The sequence below is a fragment of the Mesorhizobium sp. WSM4814 genome, assembly GCF_055811595.1.
The window spans coordinates 1-17,422 of record NZ_JBVVQT010000013.1 but is presented as its reverse complement, the minus strand read 5'-3'; the positions used below and the strand labels follow the sequence as shown (position 1 = coordinate 17,422).

The 17,422-nt window shown below is 62.0% G+C and carries 19 protein-coding genes; 9 read left to right on the top strand and 10 right to left on the bottom strand.

Features of this window, described 5'->3' with window-relative positions:
• From AC0L2V_RS19495 to AC0L2V_RS19470, 6 genes are all read right to left on the bottom strand, one after another.
• Complete coding sequence (locus AC0L2V_RS19495) at positions 1 to 1,326, bottom strand: bifunctional folylpolyglutamate synthase/dihydrofolate synthase (protein WP_473520941.1); 1,326 nt, start codon at positions 1,324 to 1,326, stop codon at positions 1 to 3.
• Positions 1,327 to 1,557: 231 nt separating this feature from the next.
• Positions 1,558 to 2,484: an acetyl-CoA carboxylase, carboxyltransferase subunit beta gene (accD, locus tag AC0L2V_RS19490; RefSeq protein WP_473520940.1), complete on the bottom strand. Its 927-nt coding sequence runs from the start codon at positions 2,482 to 2,484 to the stop codon at positions 1,558 to 1,560.
• A 95-nt stretch (positions 2,485 to 2,579) separates the two neighbouring features.
• A complete protein-coding gene (gene trpA, locus AC0L2V_RS19485) occupies positions 2,580 to 3,419 on the bottom strand; it encodes a tryptophan synthase subunit alpha (protein WP_128172852.1) in 840 nt (279 codons plus the stop codon).
• Positions 3,416 to 4,459 (bottom strand): CBS domain-containing protein, encoded by a 1,044-nt coding sequence (locus tag AC0L2V_RS19480; protein ID WP_287064009.1) that lies wholly within the window; start codon positions 4,457 to 4,459, stop codon positions 3,416 to 3,418. The genes trpA and AC0L2V_RS19480 overlap by 4 nt, the downstream gene beginning before the upstream one ends.
• A gap of 1 nt (position 4,460) precedes the next feature.
• Complete coding sequence (trpB, locus tag AC0L2V_RS19475; RefSeq protein WP_473520939.1) at positions 4,461 to 5,711, bottom strand: tryptophan synthase subunit beta; 1,251 nt, start codon at positions 5,709 to 5,711, stop codon at positions 4,461 to 4,463.
• A 33-nt stretch (positions 5,712 to 5,744) separates the two neighbouring features.
• Positions 5,745 to 6,404, bottom strand: a complete 660-nt coding sequence (locus tag AC0L2V_RS19470; protein WP_473520980.1) for a phosphoribosylanthranilate isomerase — start codon at positions 6,402 to 6,404, stop codon at positions 5,745 to 5,747.
• 140 nt (positions 6,405 to 6,544) lie between these two features.
• Here AC0L2V_RS19470 and AC0L2V_RS19465 point away from each other — a divergent pair, with 140 nt between their 5' ends.
• A complete protein-coding gene (locus tag AC0L2V_RS19465) occupies positions 6,545 to 6,763 on the top strand; it encodes a hypothetical protein (RefSeq protein WP_023796889.1) in 219 nt (72 codons plus the stop codon).
• A 9-nt stretch (positions 6,764 to 6,772) separates the two neighbouring features.
• On the opposite strand, the gene AC0L2V_RS19460 is transcribed toward AC0L2V_RS19465, so the two are convergent.
• From AC0L2V_RS19460 to AC0L2V_RS19445, 4 genes are all read right to left on the bottom strand, one after another.
• The gene (locus tag AC0L2V_RS19460) at positions 6,773 to 7,531 is read right to left on the bottom strand and encodes a M48 family metallopeptidase (RefSeq protein WP_027152023.1); all 759 of its coding nucleotides are present in this window, start codon (positions 7,529 to 7,531) and stop codon (positions 6,773 to 6,775) included.
• 104 nt (positions 7,532 to 7,635) lie between these two features.
• The gene (locus AC0L2V_RS19455) at positions 7,636 to 8,106 is read right to left on the bottom strand and encodes a DUF2852 domain-containing protein (protein WP_023796888.1); all 471 of its coding nucleotides are present in this window, start codon (positions 8,104 to 8,106) and stop codon (positions 7,636 to 7,638) included.
• A gap of 117 nt (positions 8,107 to 8,223) precedes the next feature.
• Positions 8,224 to 9,366: a benzoate/H(+) symporter BenE family transporter gene (locus AC0L2V_RS19450; RefSeq protein WP_473520938.1), complete on the bottom strand. Its 1,143-nt coding sequence runs from the start codon at positions 9,364 to 9,366 to the stop codon at positions 8,224 to 8,226.
• A 3-nt stretch (positions 9,367 to 9,369) separates the two neighbouring features.
• Positions 9,370 to 10,146 carry an alpha/beta hydrolase gene (locus AC0L2V_RS19445; protein WP_287220518.1) on the bottom strand — a complete coding sequence of 259 codons (777 nt, stop codon included), beginning with the start codon at positions 10,144 to 10,146 and terminating at the stop codon, positions 9,370 to 9,372.
• A 211-nt stretch (positions 10,147 to 10,357) separates the two neighbouring features.
• Here AC0L2V_RS19445 and infC point away from each other — a divergent pair, with 211 nt between their 5' ends.
• The 8 genes from infC (at position 10,358) to pheT (ending at position 17,208) form a co-directional block, all read left to right on the top strand.
• On the top strand, positions 10,358 to 10,894 hold the full coding sequence (gene infC / locus AC0L2V_RS19440) for a translation initiation factor IF-3 (protein ID WP_077374810.1): 537 nt from the start codon (positions 10,358 to 10,360) through the stop codon (positions 10,892 to 10,894).
• A 139-nt stretch (positions 10,895 to 11,033) separates the two neighbouring features.
• Positions 11,034 to 11,678, top strand: coding sequence for a methyltransferase family protein (locus tag AC0L2V_RS19435; protein WP_091592968.1), 645 nt, complete (start codon positions 11,034 to 11,036; stop codon positions 11,676 to 11,678).
• Between the two features lie 51 nt (positions 11,679 to 11,729).
• Positions 11,730 to 12,386 carry a methyltransferase family protein gene (locus AC0L2V_RS19430; RefSeq protein ID WP_473520937.1) on the top strand — a complete coding sequence of 219 codons (657 nt, stop codon included), beginning with the start codon at positions 11,730 to 11,732 and terminating at the stop codon, positions 12,384 to 12,386.
• Positions 12,387 to 12,560: 174 nt separating this feature from the next.
• Positions 12,561 to 12,764, top strand: coding sequence for a 50S ribosomal protein L35 (rpmI, locus tag AC0L2V_RS19425; protein WP_006201248.1), 204 nt, complete (start codon positions 12,561 to 12,563; stop codon positions 12,762 to 12,764).
• Between the two features lie 37 nt (positions 12,765 to 12,801).
• On the top strand, positions 12,802 to 13,203 hold the full coding sequence (gene rplT / locus AC0L2V_RS19420) for a 50S ribosomal protein L20 (RefSeq protein ID WP_023796882.1): 402 nt from the start codon (positions 12,802 to 12,804) through the stop codon (positions 13,201 to 13,203).
• Positions 13,204 to 13,298: 95 nt separating this feature from the next.
• Positions 13,299 to 14,384, top strand: a complete 1,086-nt coding sequence (gene pheS, locus AC0L2V_RS19415) for a phenylalanine--tRNA ligase subunit alpha (RefSeq protein WP_473520936.1) — start codon at positions 13,299 to 13,301, stop codon at positions 14,382 to 14,384.
• Positions 14,381 to 14,803, top strand: a complete 423-nt coding sequence (locus AC0L2V_RS19410; RefSeq protein ID WP_473520935.1) for a GFA family protein — start codon at positions 14,381 to 14,383, stop codon at positions 14,801 to 14,803. Before pheS ends, AC0L2V_RS19410 begins: the two co-directional genes overlap by 4 nt.
• Positions 14,800 to 17,208, top strand: a complete 2,409-nt coding sequence (gene pheT / locus AC0L2V_RS19405) for a phenylalanine--tRNA ligase subunit beta (protein WP_473520934.1) — start codon at positions 14,800 to 14,802, stop codon at positions 17,206 to 17,208. Before AC0L2V_RS19410 ends, pheT begins: the two co-directional genes overlap by 4 nt.
• The last annotated feature ends 214 nt before the right edge of the window (positions 17,209 to 17,422 follow it).

Genomic DNA, 17,422 nt, shown 5'->3' with positions numbered 1-17,422 from the left:
TCAAACCGGCGGCGTGCCGTTTTCGGCCAGCACCGCGCCGGCCAGATAGAGCGAGCCGCTGATCAGGATGCGCGGCGGCGGTCCGTCCCACGTGTCGCGCAGCAGCATCAGCGCATTGGCGACGGAGCTCACCGGTTCGGCCGACAGGCCGGCTTCGACGGCGCGGATCGCCAGTTCGTCATTCGGCACACTGGCCTCGCTGAGGCTCACCGGCACCGTGTAGACATGCCGCACCAGGCCCTTGAAGGCGCGGAAATAGCCGCTCTGGTCCTTGGTGTTGATCATGCCGCAAATCAAGAACAGCGGCCGCGGGTTTTTTTCCTCCTGCTCGGCCAATGCCTCGGCAACGACCACGCCGGCGCCGGGATTGTGGCCGCCGTCGAGCCAGATGTCGGCGCCCTTTGGCGCCAGTTCCGTCAGCTTGCCTTGCGGCAATTTCTGCATCCGCCCCGGCCAGGTGACATTGGCCATCGCCTTGTCGGCGACGCGATGGCTGATCTCGAAACCTGCCGACTTGACCGCCGCAATCGCCGCCGCCGCATTGGCGAACTGGTGGCGCCCTGGCAGGCGCGGTGGCGACAGGTCCATCAGCCCGTCTTCGTCCTGATAGACCATCCGGCCGTTTTCCTCGAAGGCGAGGAAATCCTGGCCATAGACGAAGGCGGGACAGTCGAGCCGCTCGGCGGTTTCGATAAGCACCTGAAGCGCCGTTTCGCTTTCCTGCGCGCCAATGACCACCGGGCAACCGCTCTTGATGATGCCGGCCTTTTCGGCTGCGATCAGTTCGACACGGTCGCCGAGAAAGGATTCGTGGTCGAGTGAGACCGGCATGATCACCGACACCGCCGGCTCGGTGATGACATTGGTGGCATCAAAGCGGCCGCCAAGGCCGACCTCGATGATGACGGCATCTGCCGGATGTTCGGAAAACAGCAGGAAGGTGACGGCGGTGAGGATCTCGAAGACGGTGATCTTCTGGCCTTCATTGGCCTTGGCGACGCGGGCGATGGCATCGGCGAAGACCTCGTCCTCGACCAGCCTGCCGCCGCCATCGGCGGCCAGCCGATAGCGCTCATGCCAGTTCACCAGATGTGGCGATGTGTGGACATGGACGCGGTGGCCGGCCGCTTCGAGCAGCGCCCGCGAAAACGCGGCGCAGGAGCCCTTGCCGTTGGTGCCGGCGATGTGGATGACCGGCGGCAGATGGTCCTGCGGATTGCCAAGCCGCTCCAGCAGCCGCGAAATGCGGTCGAGCGAAAGATCGAAGCCCTTCGGATGAAGCGACATCAGGCTTTCGATTTCGCGGTCGGCGGCAAGCGTGCTCATGGGAGAATCCTAATGCATGTCGCGCAAAAGTGCGCAGCGGTTTTGCGACAACGACATGCGTAAAAACAAGAACCTAAAGCGCGTTGCATGAATCCGTTCAAATACTACGCGCTTTAGGTGCATGACCCCGAAAAATCGAAATCGATTTTCGGAAAGGAATCATGCGTGAAATCAAGATGCTACAGCGCCACAGATGGCGCGCAATCGCGGTTCGCGACGACGGATGTCGCGTCAGGCTTGCGGGCGTGCTTCCGCCGGGACCGCCACCGGCGGCAGGATTTCCGGTTCCAGCGGCTTTTCTTCTTCCGGCAGCTTGAGCAGCATTTTCAGGAGCCGTGCGATCGTCTGGCGCATCTCCAGCCGCGACACCACCATGTCGACCATGCCGTGCTCCATCAGATACTCGGAGCGCTGGAAGCCGTCGGGCAGCTTTTCCCTGATCGTCTGCTCGATGACGCGCGGCCCGGCAAAGCCGATCAGCGCGCCGGGCTCGGCGATGTGCACGTCGCCCAGCATGGCGTAGGAGGCAGTGACGCCGCCGGTAGTCGGATTGGTCAGAACGACGATATAGGGAAGACCGGCTTCCTTCAGCCGATCGACGCCGATCGTGGTTCTCGGCAATTGCATGAGCGACAGGATGCCCTCCTGCATGCGGGCGCCGCCGGAGGCCGCGAACAGGATCAGCGGCCGCTTGCGTTGCACTGCGGCCTCGAAGCCACGAACGATGGCGTCGCCGGCGGCCATGCCGAGCGAGCCGCCCATGAAGGCGAAGTCCTGCACGGTCACCACCACCGGCAGGCCTTCGACGGTGCCCAGCGCATTGATGATCGCGTCCTCCAGCCCGGTCTTGGCCTTGGCGTCCTTCAGCCGGTCGGTGTAGCGCTTCTCGTCGCGGAATTTCAGCGGATCCTGCACCACCTTGGGGTTTTCGAGCATCTCGTACTTGCCGTCGTCCATGAAGAATCTCAGCCGCTCCCTGGCCGAGATCTTCATGTGATGGCCGGAGGACGGGATGACGAACTGGTTCTGCTCCAGATCCTTGTGGAAGACCATCTCGCCGGTCTCCGGATCCTTGATCCAGAGGTTTTCAGGCATGTCGGTGCGCCGGCCGAGCATCGAATTGATCTTCGGTCGAACGTAGTTGGTGATCCAGTTCATCGCTTCGGCTCCTGTCCTGACGAAGAGTTAGACCATGATCCCGAAAAGTGGAAACCGGTTTTCGGTGGAGATCATGGTCAACCAGAAGATCAAGACTATTCGGCGGCAGCAAGGCGGGCCGCGCGCACGCCTTGCGAAAGCCCGCTGACCAGCGTGGCGACCGCCTCGGCCGGGTCGGCGGTCTTTTCGCCCTTCGGCCCCAGAACATTGGCGACCGCATTGACGATCGCAGTGCCGACGACGACGCCGTCGGCCGACGCTCCGATGATGCGCGCCTGCTCGGCGGTCTTGACGCCGAAGCCGACGCAGACCGGCAGGTCGGTATGGCCCTTGATGCGCCCGACCGCCGCCGCCACCTTGCCGGTGTCGGCAAGTGCTGAGCCGGTGATGCCGGTCATCGACACGTAATAGACGAAGCCAGAGGTGTTCTGCAGCACCTTGGGCAGGCGCTTGTCGTCGGTGGTCGGCGTCGCCAGCCGGATGAAATTGATGCCGGCCTTCAGCGCCGGAATGCACAGCTCCTCATCCATTTCCGGCGGCAGGTCGACGACGATCAGCCCGTCTATGCCGCTGGCCAGCGCATCGCCGAGGAAGCGGTCGACGCCGTGGATGTAGATCGGATTGTAGTAGCCCATCAAAACAATCGGCGTTTCATTGTCGGCGGCACGGAATTCCGACGCCATCTTCAGCGTCTTGACCAGCGTCTGCCCGCCTTTCAGCGCGCGCAGGCCGGCCGCCTGGATCGCCGGGCCGTCGGCCATCGGATCGGAAAACGGCATGCCGAGCTCGATGATGTCGCTGCCGGCGCCGGGCAATGCCTTCATGATCGACAGCGAGGTGTCGTAGTCGGGGTCGCCACCCATGAAATAGGTGACGAGTGCCGGGCGCCCTTCGGCCTTCAGCTTGGCCATACGGCGGTCGATGCGGGTGGTCATTTTTTTCCAATAGCCTCGAGATGTTGGAGAAAGGCCGAAAATTTCTTTAGCTTTTGGATTTCCTCGACAGGAGTTGGATCGGCGCTAAAGTGCATTACACTATTTCGAATCTCTCGTACCTCGTCTAGAAATTTACAGAACATCTTCTGATCTATTCTTACAGGTATACTCTTCCAAAAATCAGGGCTGTGGAATATCGATAGGTAGTTTCCAAAAGTTAGATCATAAACATCTTCATATTGGTCTTCATCGATATCGCATATCTTGGAGATTTCCTTCCTGTTCAATCTGCTCCATCTTTGCAATATGACCCTGACTTGGTTCTCGATTTCATTTACCAACATAAAGGCTTGCCCGAGCGCAAGGAACTGCTCGCTTAGATCGGCGGTTGTGACAATGCCACTGAAAGTGCGGTCCGGCCTCTGAATCAGAACGTAGTCGCAGCTAATGATAGTATTAATCGTAGAAAACAGCGGCGTACCATACTCAATCACGGTTGCCTTCTCTAAGAAGTCGCCAACGATCTCCCCGTCGCCAACAACCGCTAAACGGGAGCCAATCGACTTCCAAGAGATCGCTCCCTTTAAGTCTCTGGGTCCTGTCATGACAGGAAGCTGCGAGAAGTCGTGCGCTATCATTAAAGTGACAGCCTGCGAAACAAGTTGGGTTGGAGCTATGTGAACAAAATCTCTATTCGCAGAAGCTAGTAGTCCGATTCGGAAAACGGGATCGTTCCCACCATCCTGCTTGGTACTATCGGATATCCTCTCATTAACAACTTTAACTGGCCTTACTGTGATATTGGCGTCTATGTACCGAGATTCAAAATCGGGGTAGGTTTCAAGACTATATTTTTCAAGTAAGCTGCGGATTCGGGCGACGATGTTTGGTCCTCGCCTATATGCATCAAACCATGTTAAAAACTGACGAGTGGTTACATCCTCCAGTTTCTTTCCAGCCTTCCAGATTTTGTTGACCTCTTCCAAGATTTCGTCGGAAGTCTTGTAGTCGTAAACAGGCTTCGATAGCGTGGCGGTCACCTTAGATCTCCATGCCCAGCATATTGGCCACCGTATGCACGTCCTTGTCGCCGCGGCCGGACAGGTTGACGATGACGATCTGGTCCTTGTCCATGGCGGGCACGATCTTCACCGCATGCGCGATGGCATGGGCGGATTCGAGCGCCGGAATGATGCCTTCGACGCGTGTCGTCAACCGGAACGCCTCCAGCGCCTCGTCGTCGAGAACAGGCACATAGTCGACGCGGCCACTGTCGCGCAGCCAGGAATGCTCCGGCCCGACGCCGGGATAGTCGAGGCCGGCCGAAATCGAATGCCCGTCCATGATCTGCCCGTCGGCGTTCTGCAGGAGATAGGTGCGGTTGCCGTGCAGCACGCCGGGCGCGCCGGCGTTCATTGAGGCGCAATGCTCGATGCCGTCGAGGCCGCGGCCACCGGCCTCGATACCGATGATCTTTACGCTGCGGTCATCGAGGAACGGGTGAAAAAGGCCGATGGCGTTGGAACCGCCGCCGACGGCGGCGATGATCGTGTCCGGCAGCCGGCCTTCCTGCTCGAGGATCTGGGCGCGCGCCTCGATGCCGATCACCGACTGGAAGTCGCGCACCAACTCCGGATAGGGGTGCGGGCCGGCGGCGGTGCCGATCAGGTAGTAGGTGTCCTCGACATTGGTCACCCAATCTCGAAGAGCTTCGTTCATGGCGTCCTTCAACGTGCCGTGGCCAGCGCTCACCGGCCGCACCTCGGCGCCGAGCAGCTTCATGCGGAAGACGTTCGGGCTTTGCCGGGCGACGTCGGTGGCGCCCATATAGACGACGCACGGAAAGCCGAAACGCGCCGCCACGGTGGCCGACGCCACGCCGTGCTGGCCGGCGCCGGTCTCGGCGATGATGCGCTTCTTGCCCATGCGCTTGGCCAGCAGGATCTGGCCGAGGCAGTTGTTGATCTTGTGCGAGCCGGTGTGGTTCAGATCCTCGCGCTTGAAATAGACCTTTGCGCCGCCCCCGAGGCCCTTAGCCGCGGAAACCTCGCGAAGATGCCTGGTCAGGCCTTCGGCGAAATAAAGCTTCGACGGCCGCCCGGCATAGTGGGTCGAAAGGTCAGTCAGTTCGGCCTTGAAGTCCGCATCGTCCTTGACCTCGTTCCAGTGCCGCTCGAGGTCGAGGATCAGCGGCATCAGTGTTTCGGCAACGAAACGACCGCCGAAGATGCCGAACATGCCCTGCTCGTCGGGTCCGGTGCGGAAGGAATTGGGTATCGCCGGCTTGTTCATCGCCGATCTCCTAACTTGTGGTTTGAAGCACGGTCAGGCGGCGCGGCTGTCGCGTGCTGCCCTGACGGCCCGGAAAAACTGTTCGATCAGCGCCGGATCCTTGACGCCCGGCGCGCTTTCCACGCCTGAGGAAATGTCTAGTCCGGGCGGGTTGGCAAGCCGAAAGGCATCGCCGATATTGGCGGCGTTGAGCCCACCGGAAAGCATGTAATCGACGCCTGCGTCAAGGCCGGCCAGAACGCGCCAGTCGAAGGCAACGCCGTTGCCGCCCGGCAGTTGCGAACCCTTCGGCGGCTTGGCGTCGAACAGGAAACGGTCGGCAATGCCGACGAAGGGTCTTGTCCGCTCCAGGTCGGCAACCTCGCTGACCGGCAGCGCCTTCATCACCGGCAGGCCATAGCGGGCCTTGATCTCGGCCACCCGCTCCGGCGTTTCCGAACCATGCAGCTGCAGCATGTCAGGCTGCATTTTTTCGACGATTTCATCCAGAAACGCATCGCCGGCGTCGACTGTCACGGCAACCGCCCCGGCCTTGCCAATCGCCGCTTCGCGCAAGCGGCCGGCTTCCGCCGGCTCGACATAGCGCGGGCTTTTGGCAAAGAAAATAAAGCCGACATGGCTGGCGCCGCCGGCCAATGCCGCGGCCAATGCCTTGTCGGTCTTCAGTCCGCATATCTTGATGTCGAGCGCCATGACGCGGGGATTGGCACGAAACGGCAAAAGAGTCGAGAAAAAGCGCATGTTTGCCACCGGCGCGGAACGCGCTACCTTCCTAAGACAAGAGAGCGGAACGGGCTACTTACTTCAGATAATACAGGCGGGAGCAAACAAGCATGGCAGACGATACCGTCGCCCAACTCAGGCAAAAAGTCGCGCAGGCTCGCGAGGTCATCGCCCATCTGATGGACAAGGCCGCCTTCAACGGCGCCGAGGCACACCGCGCGCTCGACTATTTCGGCAGCAACGCCTTCAAGAAGGACTTCCTGCCATGGCCGCGCCATACCGACGAGGGGCTGCGCCCAGAGGAGTTGAACGCGGCGAATGATGATTGACCGGGCGATCTATTCGAACATGATCGCTTGCAGCGCGCCACCATTGCGCTTGAGCCAGTCCTTGCAGCGCTCGGTGTCGGGGCAGAGCTGCTCGCACAATTTCCAGAATTTCGGGCCGTGGTTCATCTCCTTGAGATGCGCCACCTCATGCGCGACGAGATAGTTTATGACCGGTCGCGGCGCCATCATGATGCGCCAGGAGAACGACAGGTTGCCGTCCGACGTGCATGACCCCCAGCGGCTCGACGTGTCCTTGAAGCGGATTGCCTTGGCGCGCTTGCCGATCGTCCCGGTGTGCCTGACCACCAACCGCTCGATCTCGCGCTTGGCCTCGCGCTTGAGGAAATCGGCGATGCGGCGCGGCAGGTGCACGCGCTCGCCATGCACGATCATCAGCGGACCGCGTTCGTCGCACGACAGCGTGACGGTACCGCGTTTCGAGGGCTCATGAACGATGCGATGCGGCACGCCGCGCACCGGTATCTTGATGCCGGGCCGCACTTGCGGCCGGTTGGGCACCTTGGCCAGCCGCTGCTCCAGCCAGTCCTGATGGCGGTCAAGGAATTTTTCCACCTCGCCTCGCCGCAGGCCCGGTGGCACGGTGATGCGCAGGCCCCGGCCACCGGAATCGATGCGCAGCGTCAATCGCCGCGCCCGGTCGCTCTCGACGATCTTGAGCGGCAGCGTGCGGCCGGCAACACAATGCTCCCGCTCCACGACGGGGGCGGGCCTGGGTTTGGTCAGGTTGCGGAAGAAGCCGAATGACATAGCCGGGACGATACGTGATTCGAGGAAAACGAATAGAACAAAAAAGAAACGGCGCCGCTGACGCGACGCCGTTTTTGATTATTATTTATGTCGAGGCAAGTGCCTTACTCGTCAAGCAGGCCTGGCGTGGATTTGCCACCGCCGGTTGTAGGCCCGCCGGTTGTGGGTGACGTCGACTTGTTGCGGTTCGCCATGAAGCGGTCGAACTCTTCCTGGTCCTTGGCGCGACGCAATTCCCTGGCGTATTCGTCGAACTCGCTCAGCATCTCGTCGAGCTTGCGGCGCTCTTCATTGAGCCGCTCGAGTTCTTTTTCGCGCCAGTCGTCGAAAGCGACGTTGCCGGTGCGGGCAGAGCCGTGGCCCCAGCGCGCCGCTTTGTCGGAACCGCGGCGGCAGCCGGCGAAGATGCCGTCGGTCGCGCGGTTGACGTCGCGCTTGAAGCCGTCAAGCCGGTCGCCCCAGATGATGTAGGCGAGCATGGCGAGGCCGAGCGGCCAGAACACCATAAAACCGATCACCATCAGTGCGATGGTTGCCGGCGTCCATGCCGGACGGATCAATGCAGATGTGTTCATTTTCTCCCAATCCTTCAGTTGGAGACAGCCAATCCCGGCTGCGTGGAATCGAAATGGGATGAGAAAAACGGCGATTCAAGACAGTGTCGGCCAAAACCGGACAAGCGTTTGAAATGATTATCGCTTTTTGAGCGTTTCAAGGAAAAGGACGACCAGGCCCGCAATCAGGCCCCAGAACGCCGCACCGACGCCGAACAGCGTCAGCCCCGAGGCGGTGACGGCAAAGGTGACGGTAGCGGCCATGCGTTCGCCGTCTTCCTTCATGGCGATCGACAGCGCGTTGGCGAGCGGCGCCATCAGCGCCAGTCCGGCGACCAGCACGATCAGGCTCTGCGGCAGCACGGCAAAGATCGCCACCAGCGAGGCGCCGAAAATGGCGAAGACGAGGTAGGCAAGCGCGTAGAAGGGACCGGTCTTCCAGCGCTCGCCCGGATCGGGATGCACGTCGGGGCCGGTGCAGATCGCCGCCGAGATCGCCGCCAGGTTGGTGGTCGAGGCCCCGAATGGTGCCGACAGCAGCGAAAGCATGCCGGTGACGCCGATCAGCGGGCCGGGTTCCGGGTGGTAGCCCGCCGCCCTCAGCACGGCGAGGCCGGATAGGTTCTGCGAGGCCATGGTGACCAGATAAAGCGGCAGCGCCAGGCCGATGATCGCCGTGACGGTGAACTGCGGCGCAATCAGCGTCAATGTCGAAAGTTCCGGGGTCGGCAGACCACCGACCCGGCCGGTGAGGAACGCGGCAGCGCCGCCGCCGATCAGCACCGCCAGCACCGAGAGCGCCGGATTGAACAGGCGGATGACAAAGAAGGCGGCGATCAGCGGCAGGATCAGCCACGGGTCGACGGGAATCGCCTTCACCGCATTGATGGCGAAGGTGACGACGATGCCGGCGAGCATCCCCGACGCGACCGAGGCCGGTATCCTGGCGATCAGCTTGGTCAAGGGCCTGAACAGGCCGGTGGCTATCAGCAAAATCCCGGTGACGATGAAGGCGCCGACGGCCTCGTTGATCGAAAAGCCGCTCGATGCCGCGATCAGCGCCACCCCCGGCGTCGACCATGCGGCGATGACCGGCATCCTGGTGCGCCACGACAGCCACAGGCTCTCGATCGCCATCGCGAGGCAGATCGCCGTCACCCAGCTCGCGGTTTCGACTTGCGTCGCGCCGACTGCCTTGGCGGCGGCGATGACGATGGCCAACGTGCCGCCGAAGCCGACAATCGCTGCAACGAAGGCGGATACCGGAATGGAAATGCGCATGTCCTAGCCTGCCTGCCGCACGATGGCATCGACCGCCCGCACCAGCATGTCGAGATCCTGAGGCCGCGACAGGCGATGGTCGCCGTCGGGGATCAGCGACAGCGTGACGTCGTCGGCCGGCAGCAGGCCGACCAGTTTCAGCGCATGGCTCGGCGGCACGTCGGCATCGGCCAGCCCTTGCAATATGTGGACGGGGCAGTGGGTGTCGATCGGCCCTGTCAGCACCCGGTTGTTGCGGCCGTCCTCGATCAGCGCTCGGGTGTAGATGTAAGGCTCGGCCGAATAGTCCGACGGCTCCTCGAAAAAACCTTTTTTGGCAAGATCGCGCTTCTGCGCTTTGGTCAGCGCCGGCTCGACCAACTCGGCGGTGAAATCCGGCGCCGGCGCTAGAAGCACCAGACCGGCGATGCGGTTCTCGCCTGGCGTGTGCAATTCCTGGCGCAATTCCTGGACCATGCGCAGCGCGATCCATGCGCCCATCGAGGAGCCGACCAGGATTTGCCTGCCTTGCGTGAAATGATTGAAGACGGCGAGACTTTGCGAAAGCCAGTTCGAGACGGTGCCGTCCGCAAAGGCGCCGCCCGATTCGCCGTGACCGGAATAGTCGTGGCGCAGGAAAGCCCGGCCTTGCCCGCTCGCCCATTCCGCCAGCTTCTCGGCCTTGGTGCCCAGCATGTCCGACTTGTAGCCGCCGAGCCAGACAATGCCTGGCTCGGCACCCGCAGCGCGCCTGACAGCGATGCTGGTTCCGTCGACGTCGAGAAAAACCGGTGCGGTCATGGCTCACTCCTCACACAGGTCTTTTGACACAGCGGACGGTTCAACGAAAAGTGCTCGGCAACTTTCTTCGTTTGGTGCAGGCAGAAGTCAGGGAACAGGTGATTTCCTGTGAGCGCTGTGCTATTGACTCCGGCCGCGCGCTCACCACATTGGCGCGTTCGCAATTCTGAATTGAAAACCCCGAACGAAACGGCTCAAGGAGACCACGACCATTCGCAGACCTTTCAAAGCAACGGCGCCCACCAAGGAGGGCCCGCGCTCCAACCGTGACATCCGGGTTCCCCGGGTCCAGCTTATCGACGCCGAAGGCCACAACCATGGCGATGTCTCCATCAACGACGCATTGCTGCTCGCCGAAGAGGCTGGGCTCGATCTGGTCGAGATATCGCCCAACGCAGTGCCGCCCGTCGTAAAAATTCTCGATCTCGGCAAGCTGAAATACGCCAACCAGAAGAAGGCGGCCGAGGCGCGCAAGAACCAGAAGGTCATCGAGATCAAAGAGATCAAGATGCGCCCGAACATCGACAGCCATGACTACGAGACCAAGATGAAAGCGGTCCGGCGGTTTTTCGAGGAAGGTGACAAGGTCAAGCTGACATTGCGCTTTCGCGGCCGCGAGATGGCGCATATGGAACTCGGCATGCAGCTTTTGAACAAGGTTCGCGAGGAAGTTGCACCGATCGCCAAAGTCGAAGCCGAACCGAAGCTCGAAGGCCGCCAGATGATGATGGTGCTGGCGCCCCGCTAAGCGATTCCGCCAAAGCGGTCCCGTCAAAGCAAAGGCCGCTTCGGCGGCCTTTTGTTTGTTTTTGTCTTCGCCATGATTTCTCCGCAAGTTGCATCGACAAGGATTCCGGTTGCCGGTCCTCGCGGCGAAAGGATTGTCCATGGCCGCTGCGGCACGTTCTCCGATTGAAAGATCGTTCGACGAAATGGGCCGCTATCAGCGGCGCCGGCGCGTCCTGCTGGCGCTGCTGATCGGTGCTTTTTGCGCTTTGCTGATCTTCGGCGGCTCCACCCACGATGAACTGGGCCACGAACGCATAGAGGGGCAGTACGGCATCGCCCTGATACTGATCGGGATCGGCGGCCGGCTCTGGTCGATCCTCTATATCGGCGGCCGCAAGTCGGCCGAACTGGTTGCTACCGGCCCCTATTCGGTGATGCGCAACCCGCTGTATTTTTTCTCCACCATAGGGGCCGCCGGCATCGGCGCCCAGACCGGCAGCGTGATCGTCTCGGTGGCGTCGGCGGTTTTGTGCGCGGCCGCGTTCTACATCGTCACGCTGCGCGAGGAACGGCATTTGACGACCGTGCTCGGGGCGCCGTACAAGGACTACATCGCACGGGTGCCGCGGTTTTTTCCCAATCCCCGGCTTTATCGCGATCAGGCCGAGGTCACCTTCACACCGCGCATTTTTAATCACACGCTGCGCGACGGCTTGATGTTCGTGGCTTCCGTACCGTTTTTCGAACTCATCGAGTCCGGACAGGAAAGAGGCGTAATTCCCGTCCTCTTCTGGCTGTATTGAGCTGCGGATGCCGCGATCGCCGGCAAGTTCCTCGACGATTGGATTCCCGACATGCTCAATGAAGTTAAATCTGCGCAGGCCGGACAAGCGCAGGCCAGGCGTGCGCTGGGCAGGTATCAGCACGCGCGCAGGATGGTGCTTGCCGCCCTCGTGGTCGTCATGTTCGCAGCGCTGCTGTTTGGCCAGTCTGCTTTTCCTCCCGAAAGCGTGCCGCACGAAACGATCGAGATGGTCGGCGTCCTGCTGATCTTTCTTGGCATTGTCGGGCGCTTGTGGTCGACGCTCTATATCGGCGGACGCAAATCCTCCGAGGTGGTTACCGGCGGACCCTATTCGATCACCCGCAATCCGCTCTATGTCTTCTCCTCGATAGCTGCCGCCGGCGTCGGCGCGCAGATGGGCTCGATCACTGCGGCGATCGGCTTCGCGGTGATTTGCGCCGCCGCCTTTCATGTCGTCATCCTGCGCGAAGAGACGTTCCTGAAGGAGGCCTTCGGAACGCCATTCCAGGCCTATATGGCGCGAGTGCCGCGCTTTTTCCCGAAGCTTTCGCTGTATCAGGAAGGCGACACCGGCGGCTTCAAGCCGCGCCTGCTGCGGACGACGCTGCTGGACGGACTGGTGTTCCTCGTCGCCATGCCGTTTTTCGAATCGATCGACGCCGCCCAGCAATCGGGCATACTGCCGGTGCTGTTCCGTTTCCCATAGGCCCATTGTGTGTCGGCACAGGGTGTTGCACGCCGGCCCGCTTTGACGTATAGCACCGCCGTTCCCAAAAACCGCCCGGCAGGGCATGCCGTGGCGGTTTCATTTGCTTTTCGGGCTTTGGTCGGCCTGAAGCGAACAAAAAGCGCGATGATGCGCACATAACGGAGTAGCAAAATGCCCAAGATGAAGACCAAGTCAGCCGCCAAGAAGCGGTTCAAGATCACAGGTACGGGTAAAGTCCTGTCGGCTGCGGCCGGCAAGCGTCACGGCATGATCAAGCGTTCCAACAAGTTCATTCGAAATGCCCGCGGCACGATGGTTCTGGCTGAACCGGATGGCAAGAAGGTCATCAAGAATTTTCTGCCGAACGGCCTCTAAGGCATTCGGTCTGGACAAGTTTTAAGGAGATCATGACATGGCACGCGTAAAAAGAGGCGTCACCTCGCACGCCAAGCACAAAAAGGTCCTGAAAGCCGCCAAGGGTTTCTACGGCCGCCGCAAGAACACCATTCGCATCGCCAAGCAGGCGGTGGAAAAGTCGCTGCAGTATGCCTACCGCGACCGCAAGAACCGCAAGCGTTCGTTCCGCGCTCTGTGGATCCAGCGTATCAATGCCGCGACCCACGAGCATGGCCTGACCTATGGCCGGTTCATCGACGGTCTCAACAAGGCCGGCATCGAGATCGATCGCAAGGTCCTGTCGGACATGGCCATCCACGAGCCGCAGGCATTTGCCGCCCTTGTGGCCAAGGCCAAAGTCGCGCTCGAGTACCTCAAGAACACCACGCCGAACGCTTTTGAAAGCGCTGTAGCCTAACCAGCGCCTTCCCAAGCACATCGACACTTGATTTGGGAAACCCGCGCTGGCAGGGCTGGCGCGGGTTTTTCTTTGCCTTCAATCGAGTCTGAAACATGAGTGACATGGAAACTCTCGAAAATTCCCTGATGAGCGACATTGCGTCGGCCGCCGACGAGCAGGCGATCGAAGCCGTGCGTGTTTCAGCGCTCGGCAAGAAGGGCTCGGTCTCCGAAATGCTGAAGACGCTCGGCTCGATGAGCGCAGAAGAGCGCCAGATAAAAGGCCCGGCGATCAACGGTCTCAAGAACCGCATCACCGAGGCGCTTACCGCGCGCCGCGCCGAGCTCAAGGACGCAGCGATCGCGGCACGGCTCGCGGCGGAAAAGGTCGACGTCACACTGCCGGTGCGGCAATCGCCGGCCGAGCGCGGCCGCATCCATCCGATCAGCCAGGTCAGCGACGAGATTGCCGCGATCTTCGGCGACCTCGGCTTTGCCATCGCCGAAGGTCCCGATATCGAGACCGATTACTACAATTTCACCGCGCTGAACTTCCCGGAAGGCCATCCGGCGCGCGAGATGCATGACACCTTCTTTTTCCAGCCGGACGAGAAGGGCGAGCGCAAGCTTTTGCGCACCCACACCTCGCCGGTGCAGATCCGCACCATGGAGGTGCAGAAGCCGCCGATCCGCATCGTCATTCCCGGAAAAACCTACCGCCAGGATTCCGATGCCACGCACTCGCCGATGTTCCATCAGGTCGAAGGGCTGGTGATCGACAGATCAGCCAACGTCGCCAACATGAAATGGGTGCTGGAGGAGTTCTGCAAGGCCTTCTTCGAGGTACGCCAGGTCAAGATGCGCTTCCGGCCGAGCTTCTTCCCGTTCACCGAACCCAGCATGGAGGTCGACATCCAGTGCGACCGTTCGCGGCCGGGCGAGGTGCGCTTCGGCGAAGGCTCCGACTGGATGGAGATCCTCGGCTGCGGCATGGTCCACCCCAATGTGCTGAGGTATGGCGGGCTCGATCCCGACGAATATCAGGGCTTTGCCTGGGGCATGGGCATCGATCGCATCGCCATGCTGAAATACGGCATGCCGGACCTGCGCGCCTTCTTCGACGCCGATGTGCGCTGGCTGTCGCATTACGGCTTCCGGCCGCTCGACATGCCGACGCTGTTCGCAGGCTTGAGCGCATGACAGCGGCCCACACCGGCGGCTGCCGCTGCGGCGCCGTGCGGTTCGAGGCTTCGGCCGAACCGCACCATGTCAGCTATTGCCATTGCGGCGATTGCCGGCGGGCCAGCGGCGCGCCGGTATCGGCCTTCGTCGGCTTCCTGACCGAGCAGGTCGCCTTCACGGGCAAGGCGCTGAAGATGTTCGAGAACGGACCGGTGACGCGCTCCTTTTGCGGCATCTGCGGCTCGCCGATCGCCTATGTCGACGAGCGGCTGGCCGACCACATCTATTTCATGCTCGGCGCCATGGACATGCCGGCCTATTTCAAGCCGACGCACCACGCCCATGTGCGCGAGCAGCTTCCCTTCGTGCACATGCCGGATGACTTGCCGAGACATCTGAAGACCAGCGTGCCCAGACTAGACGGAACACAGTCATGAAATTCACCCTCTCCTGGCTCAAGGACCACCTCGAGACCGACGCCTCGCTCAACGAGATCGTCGAGCGGCTGACCTCGATCGGCCTCGAAGTCGAGCATGTCGACGACAGATCGAGCCTAAAACCCTTCGTCATCGCCAAGGTGCTGACGGCGATGCAGCACCCCGATGCCGATCGGTTGCGCGTGCTGACGGTCGATACCGGCGACGGCAAGGCACCCGTGCAAGTTGTGTGTGGAGCGCCGAACGCCCGCGCGGGCCTGCTAGGCGCCTTTGCAGCACCCGGCACCTATATTCCGGGCATCGACGTGACGCTGACGGTCGGCAAGATCAGGGGCGTCGAAAGCCACGGCATGATGTGCTCCGAGCGCGAGCTCGAGCTTTCCGAAGAGCATGACGGCATCATCGATCTGCCGGCCGATGCGCCGGTCGGCACCAGCTTCGCCGCCTATGCGCATCTCGACGATCCGGTCATAGAGATCAATTTGACGCCGAACCGTCCGGATGCGACCAGCGTCTACGGCATTGCCCGCGATCTGGCGGCGAGCGGTCTCGGCCGCCTCGTCGGCGGCGCGATCATGCCGCATGCCGGCAGCGGCATGTGCCCGGTGAAGGTGACGATCGAAGCCCCGGAGCTCTGCCCCGGCTTCGCCCTGAGATTGGTGAAAGGCGTGAACAACGGTCCGTCGCCGAAATGGCTGCAGCAGCGGCTGATCGCCATTGGGCTTCGGCCGATCAGCGCGCTGGTCGATATCACCAATTTCGTCACCTTCGATCGCGGCCGGCCGCTGCATGTGTTCGACGCGAACAAGGTCGCCGGCAATCTTACCGTGCGCCGGGCGCGTGACGGTGAAAAGGTGCTGGCGCTTGACGGCCGCGAATACACGCTGACGCCTGACATGTGCGTGATAGCAGACCAGGACGGCGTCGAATCGATCGCCGGCATCATGGGCGGCGAACATTCCGGCTGCGACGAGAACACCACCGACGTGCTGATCGAATCGGCGCTGTGGGATCCGATCACCACGGCCCGCACCGGCCGCACGCTCGGCATCATCAGCGATGCGCGCTACCGGTTCGAGCGCGGCGTCGACCCGGAATTCATGGTGCCCGGCGTGGAGTTGGCGACCAAGCTGGTGCTGGACTTCTGCGGCGGGACGCCGACCGAAACCGAAGTCGTCGGCTATGCCGGTCACGCGCCGAAGATCGTTTCCTTCCCGCTGTCGGAAGTGAGGCGGCTGACCGGCACAGAAGTGCCCATGGAGGAGAGCCTCGCCATTCTTTCGCGCCTCGGCTTCAAGCCGGAAGGCGCGGGCGATGTCGTCAATGTGGCGGTGCCGTCTTGGCGGCCGGATGTCGACGGCAAGGCCGATCTGGTCGAGGAGGTCATGCGCATCCATGGCGTCGACAACATCGCCCCGCAGCCGCTAGGCGCGCACGATGCCGTCAACGCCAAAATCCTGACTGTCCTGCAGGTCCGCACCCGCGCCGCCAAGCGGGCGCTGGCGGTGCGCGGCATGATGGAGGCGGTCACCTGGTCGTTCATTCCGGCAAAACATGCCGAACTGTTCGGCGGCGGCCAGACCGCACTGAAGCTCGCCAACCCGATCGCTGCCGACATGTCCGATATGCGGCCGTCGCTGCTGCCGGGCCTGATCGCCGCCGCGCAGCGCAATGCCGACAAGGGCATCGGCGATGTCGCGCTGTTCGAAGTGTCCGGCACCTATGAGGGCGATGCGGCCGACCAGCAGCGGCGCGTCGCCGCCGGCGTGCGGCGCGGCACGGCCAGGCTCGAAGGCTCCGGCCGCCACTGGGCCGGCAATGCCGCTCCGGTCGGCGTATTCGACGCCAAGGCCGACGCGATCGCAGCACTCGAGGCCTGCGGCGCGCCGGTAGAGCGGCTGCAGATCGAGGCCGGCGGCCCGGCCTGGTATCATCCCGGCCGCTCCGGCACGATCAAGCTCGGGCCGAAGGTCATTTTGGGAACATTCGGCGAGTTCCACCCGAAGACGCTGGAGGAACTTGACGTCTCCGGGCCGCTCTGCGGCTTCGAGGTTTTCATCGATGCCGTGCCCGAGCCGAAGGCCAAGCCGACGCGGACAAAACCGAGACTGGAACTGTCCGCCTTCCAGGCGGTCAAGCGCGATTTCGCCTTCGTCGTCGACAAGGCGGTCGAAGCCGGCACGCTGACCCGCGCAGCCCTTGCTGCCGACAGGAAGCTGATCACCAATGTCTCGGTCTTCGACGTTTTCGAAGGGGCGTCACTCGGCGCCGCCAAGAAATCGATCGCCATCGAAGTATCGATCCAGCCGGTTGAAAAGACGCTGACCGACGAGGATTTCGAGGCGCTGGCAAAGCGCATCGTCGAGAATGTGCATAAGCAGACTGGTGGCGTGCTGCGGGCCTAAGTTGCAAACCAAGAAGGGGCACCTCGCCATTTTGCCTTCTCCCCTTGTGAGGGCTTTGCACGGGGGCCGAAGTTTGGCGCAGATGGCGCATGGGGCGTTTTTTGAAACGCAATCAGGCCACATTGGCCCGGTTGCAGGCCTCGGGGGCCCAATTGGCCCCCCCTCGGCGGATTTTGGGCAGACTCCGCCCCCTCATGCCGGCTTCCTCACCGGG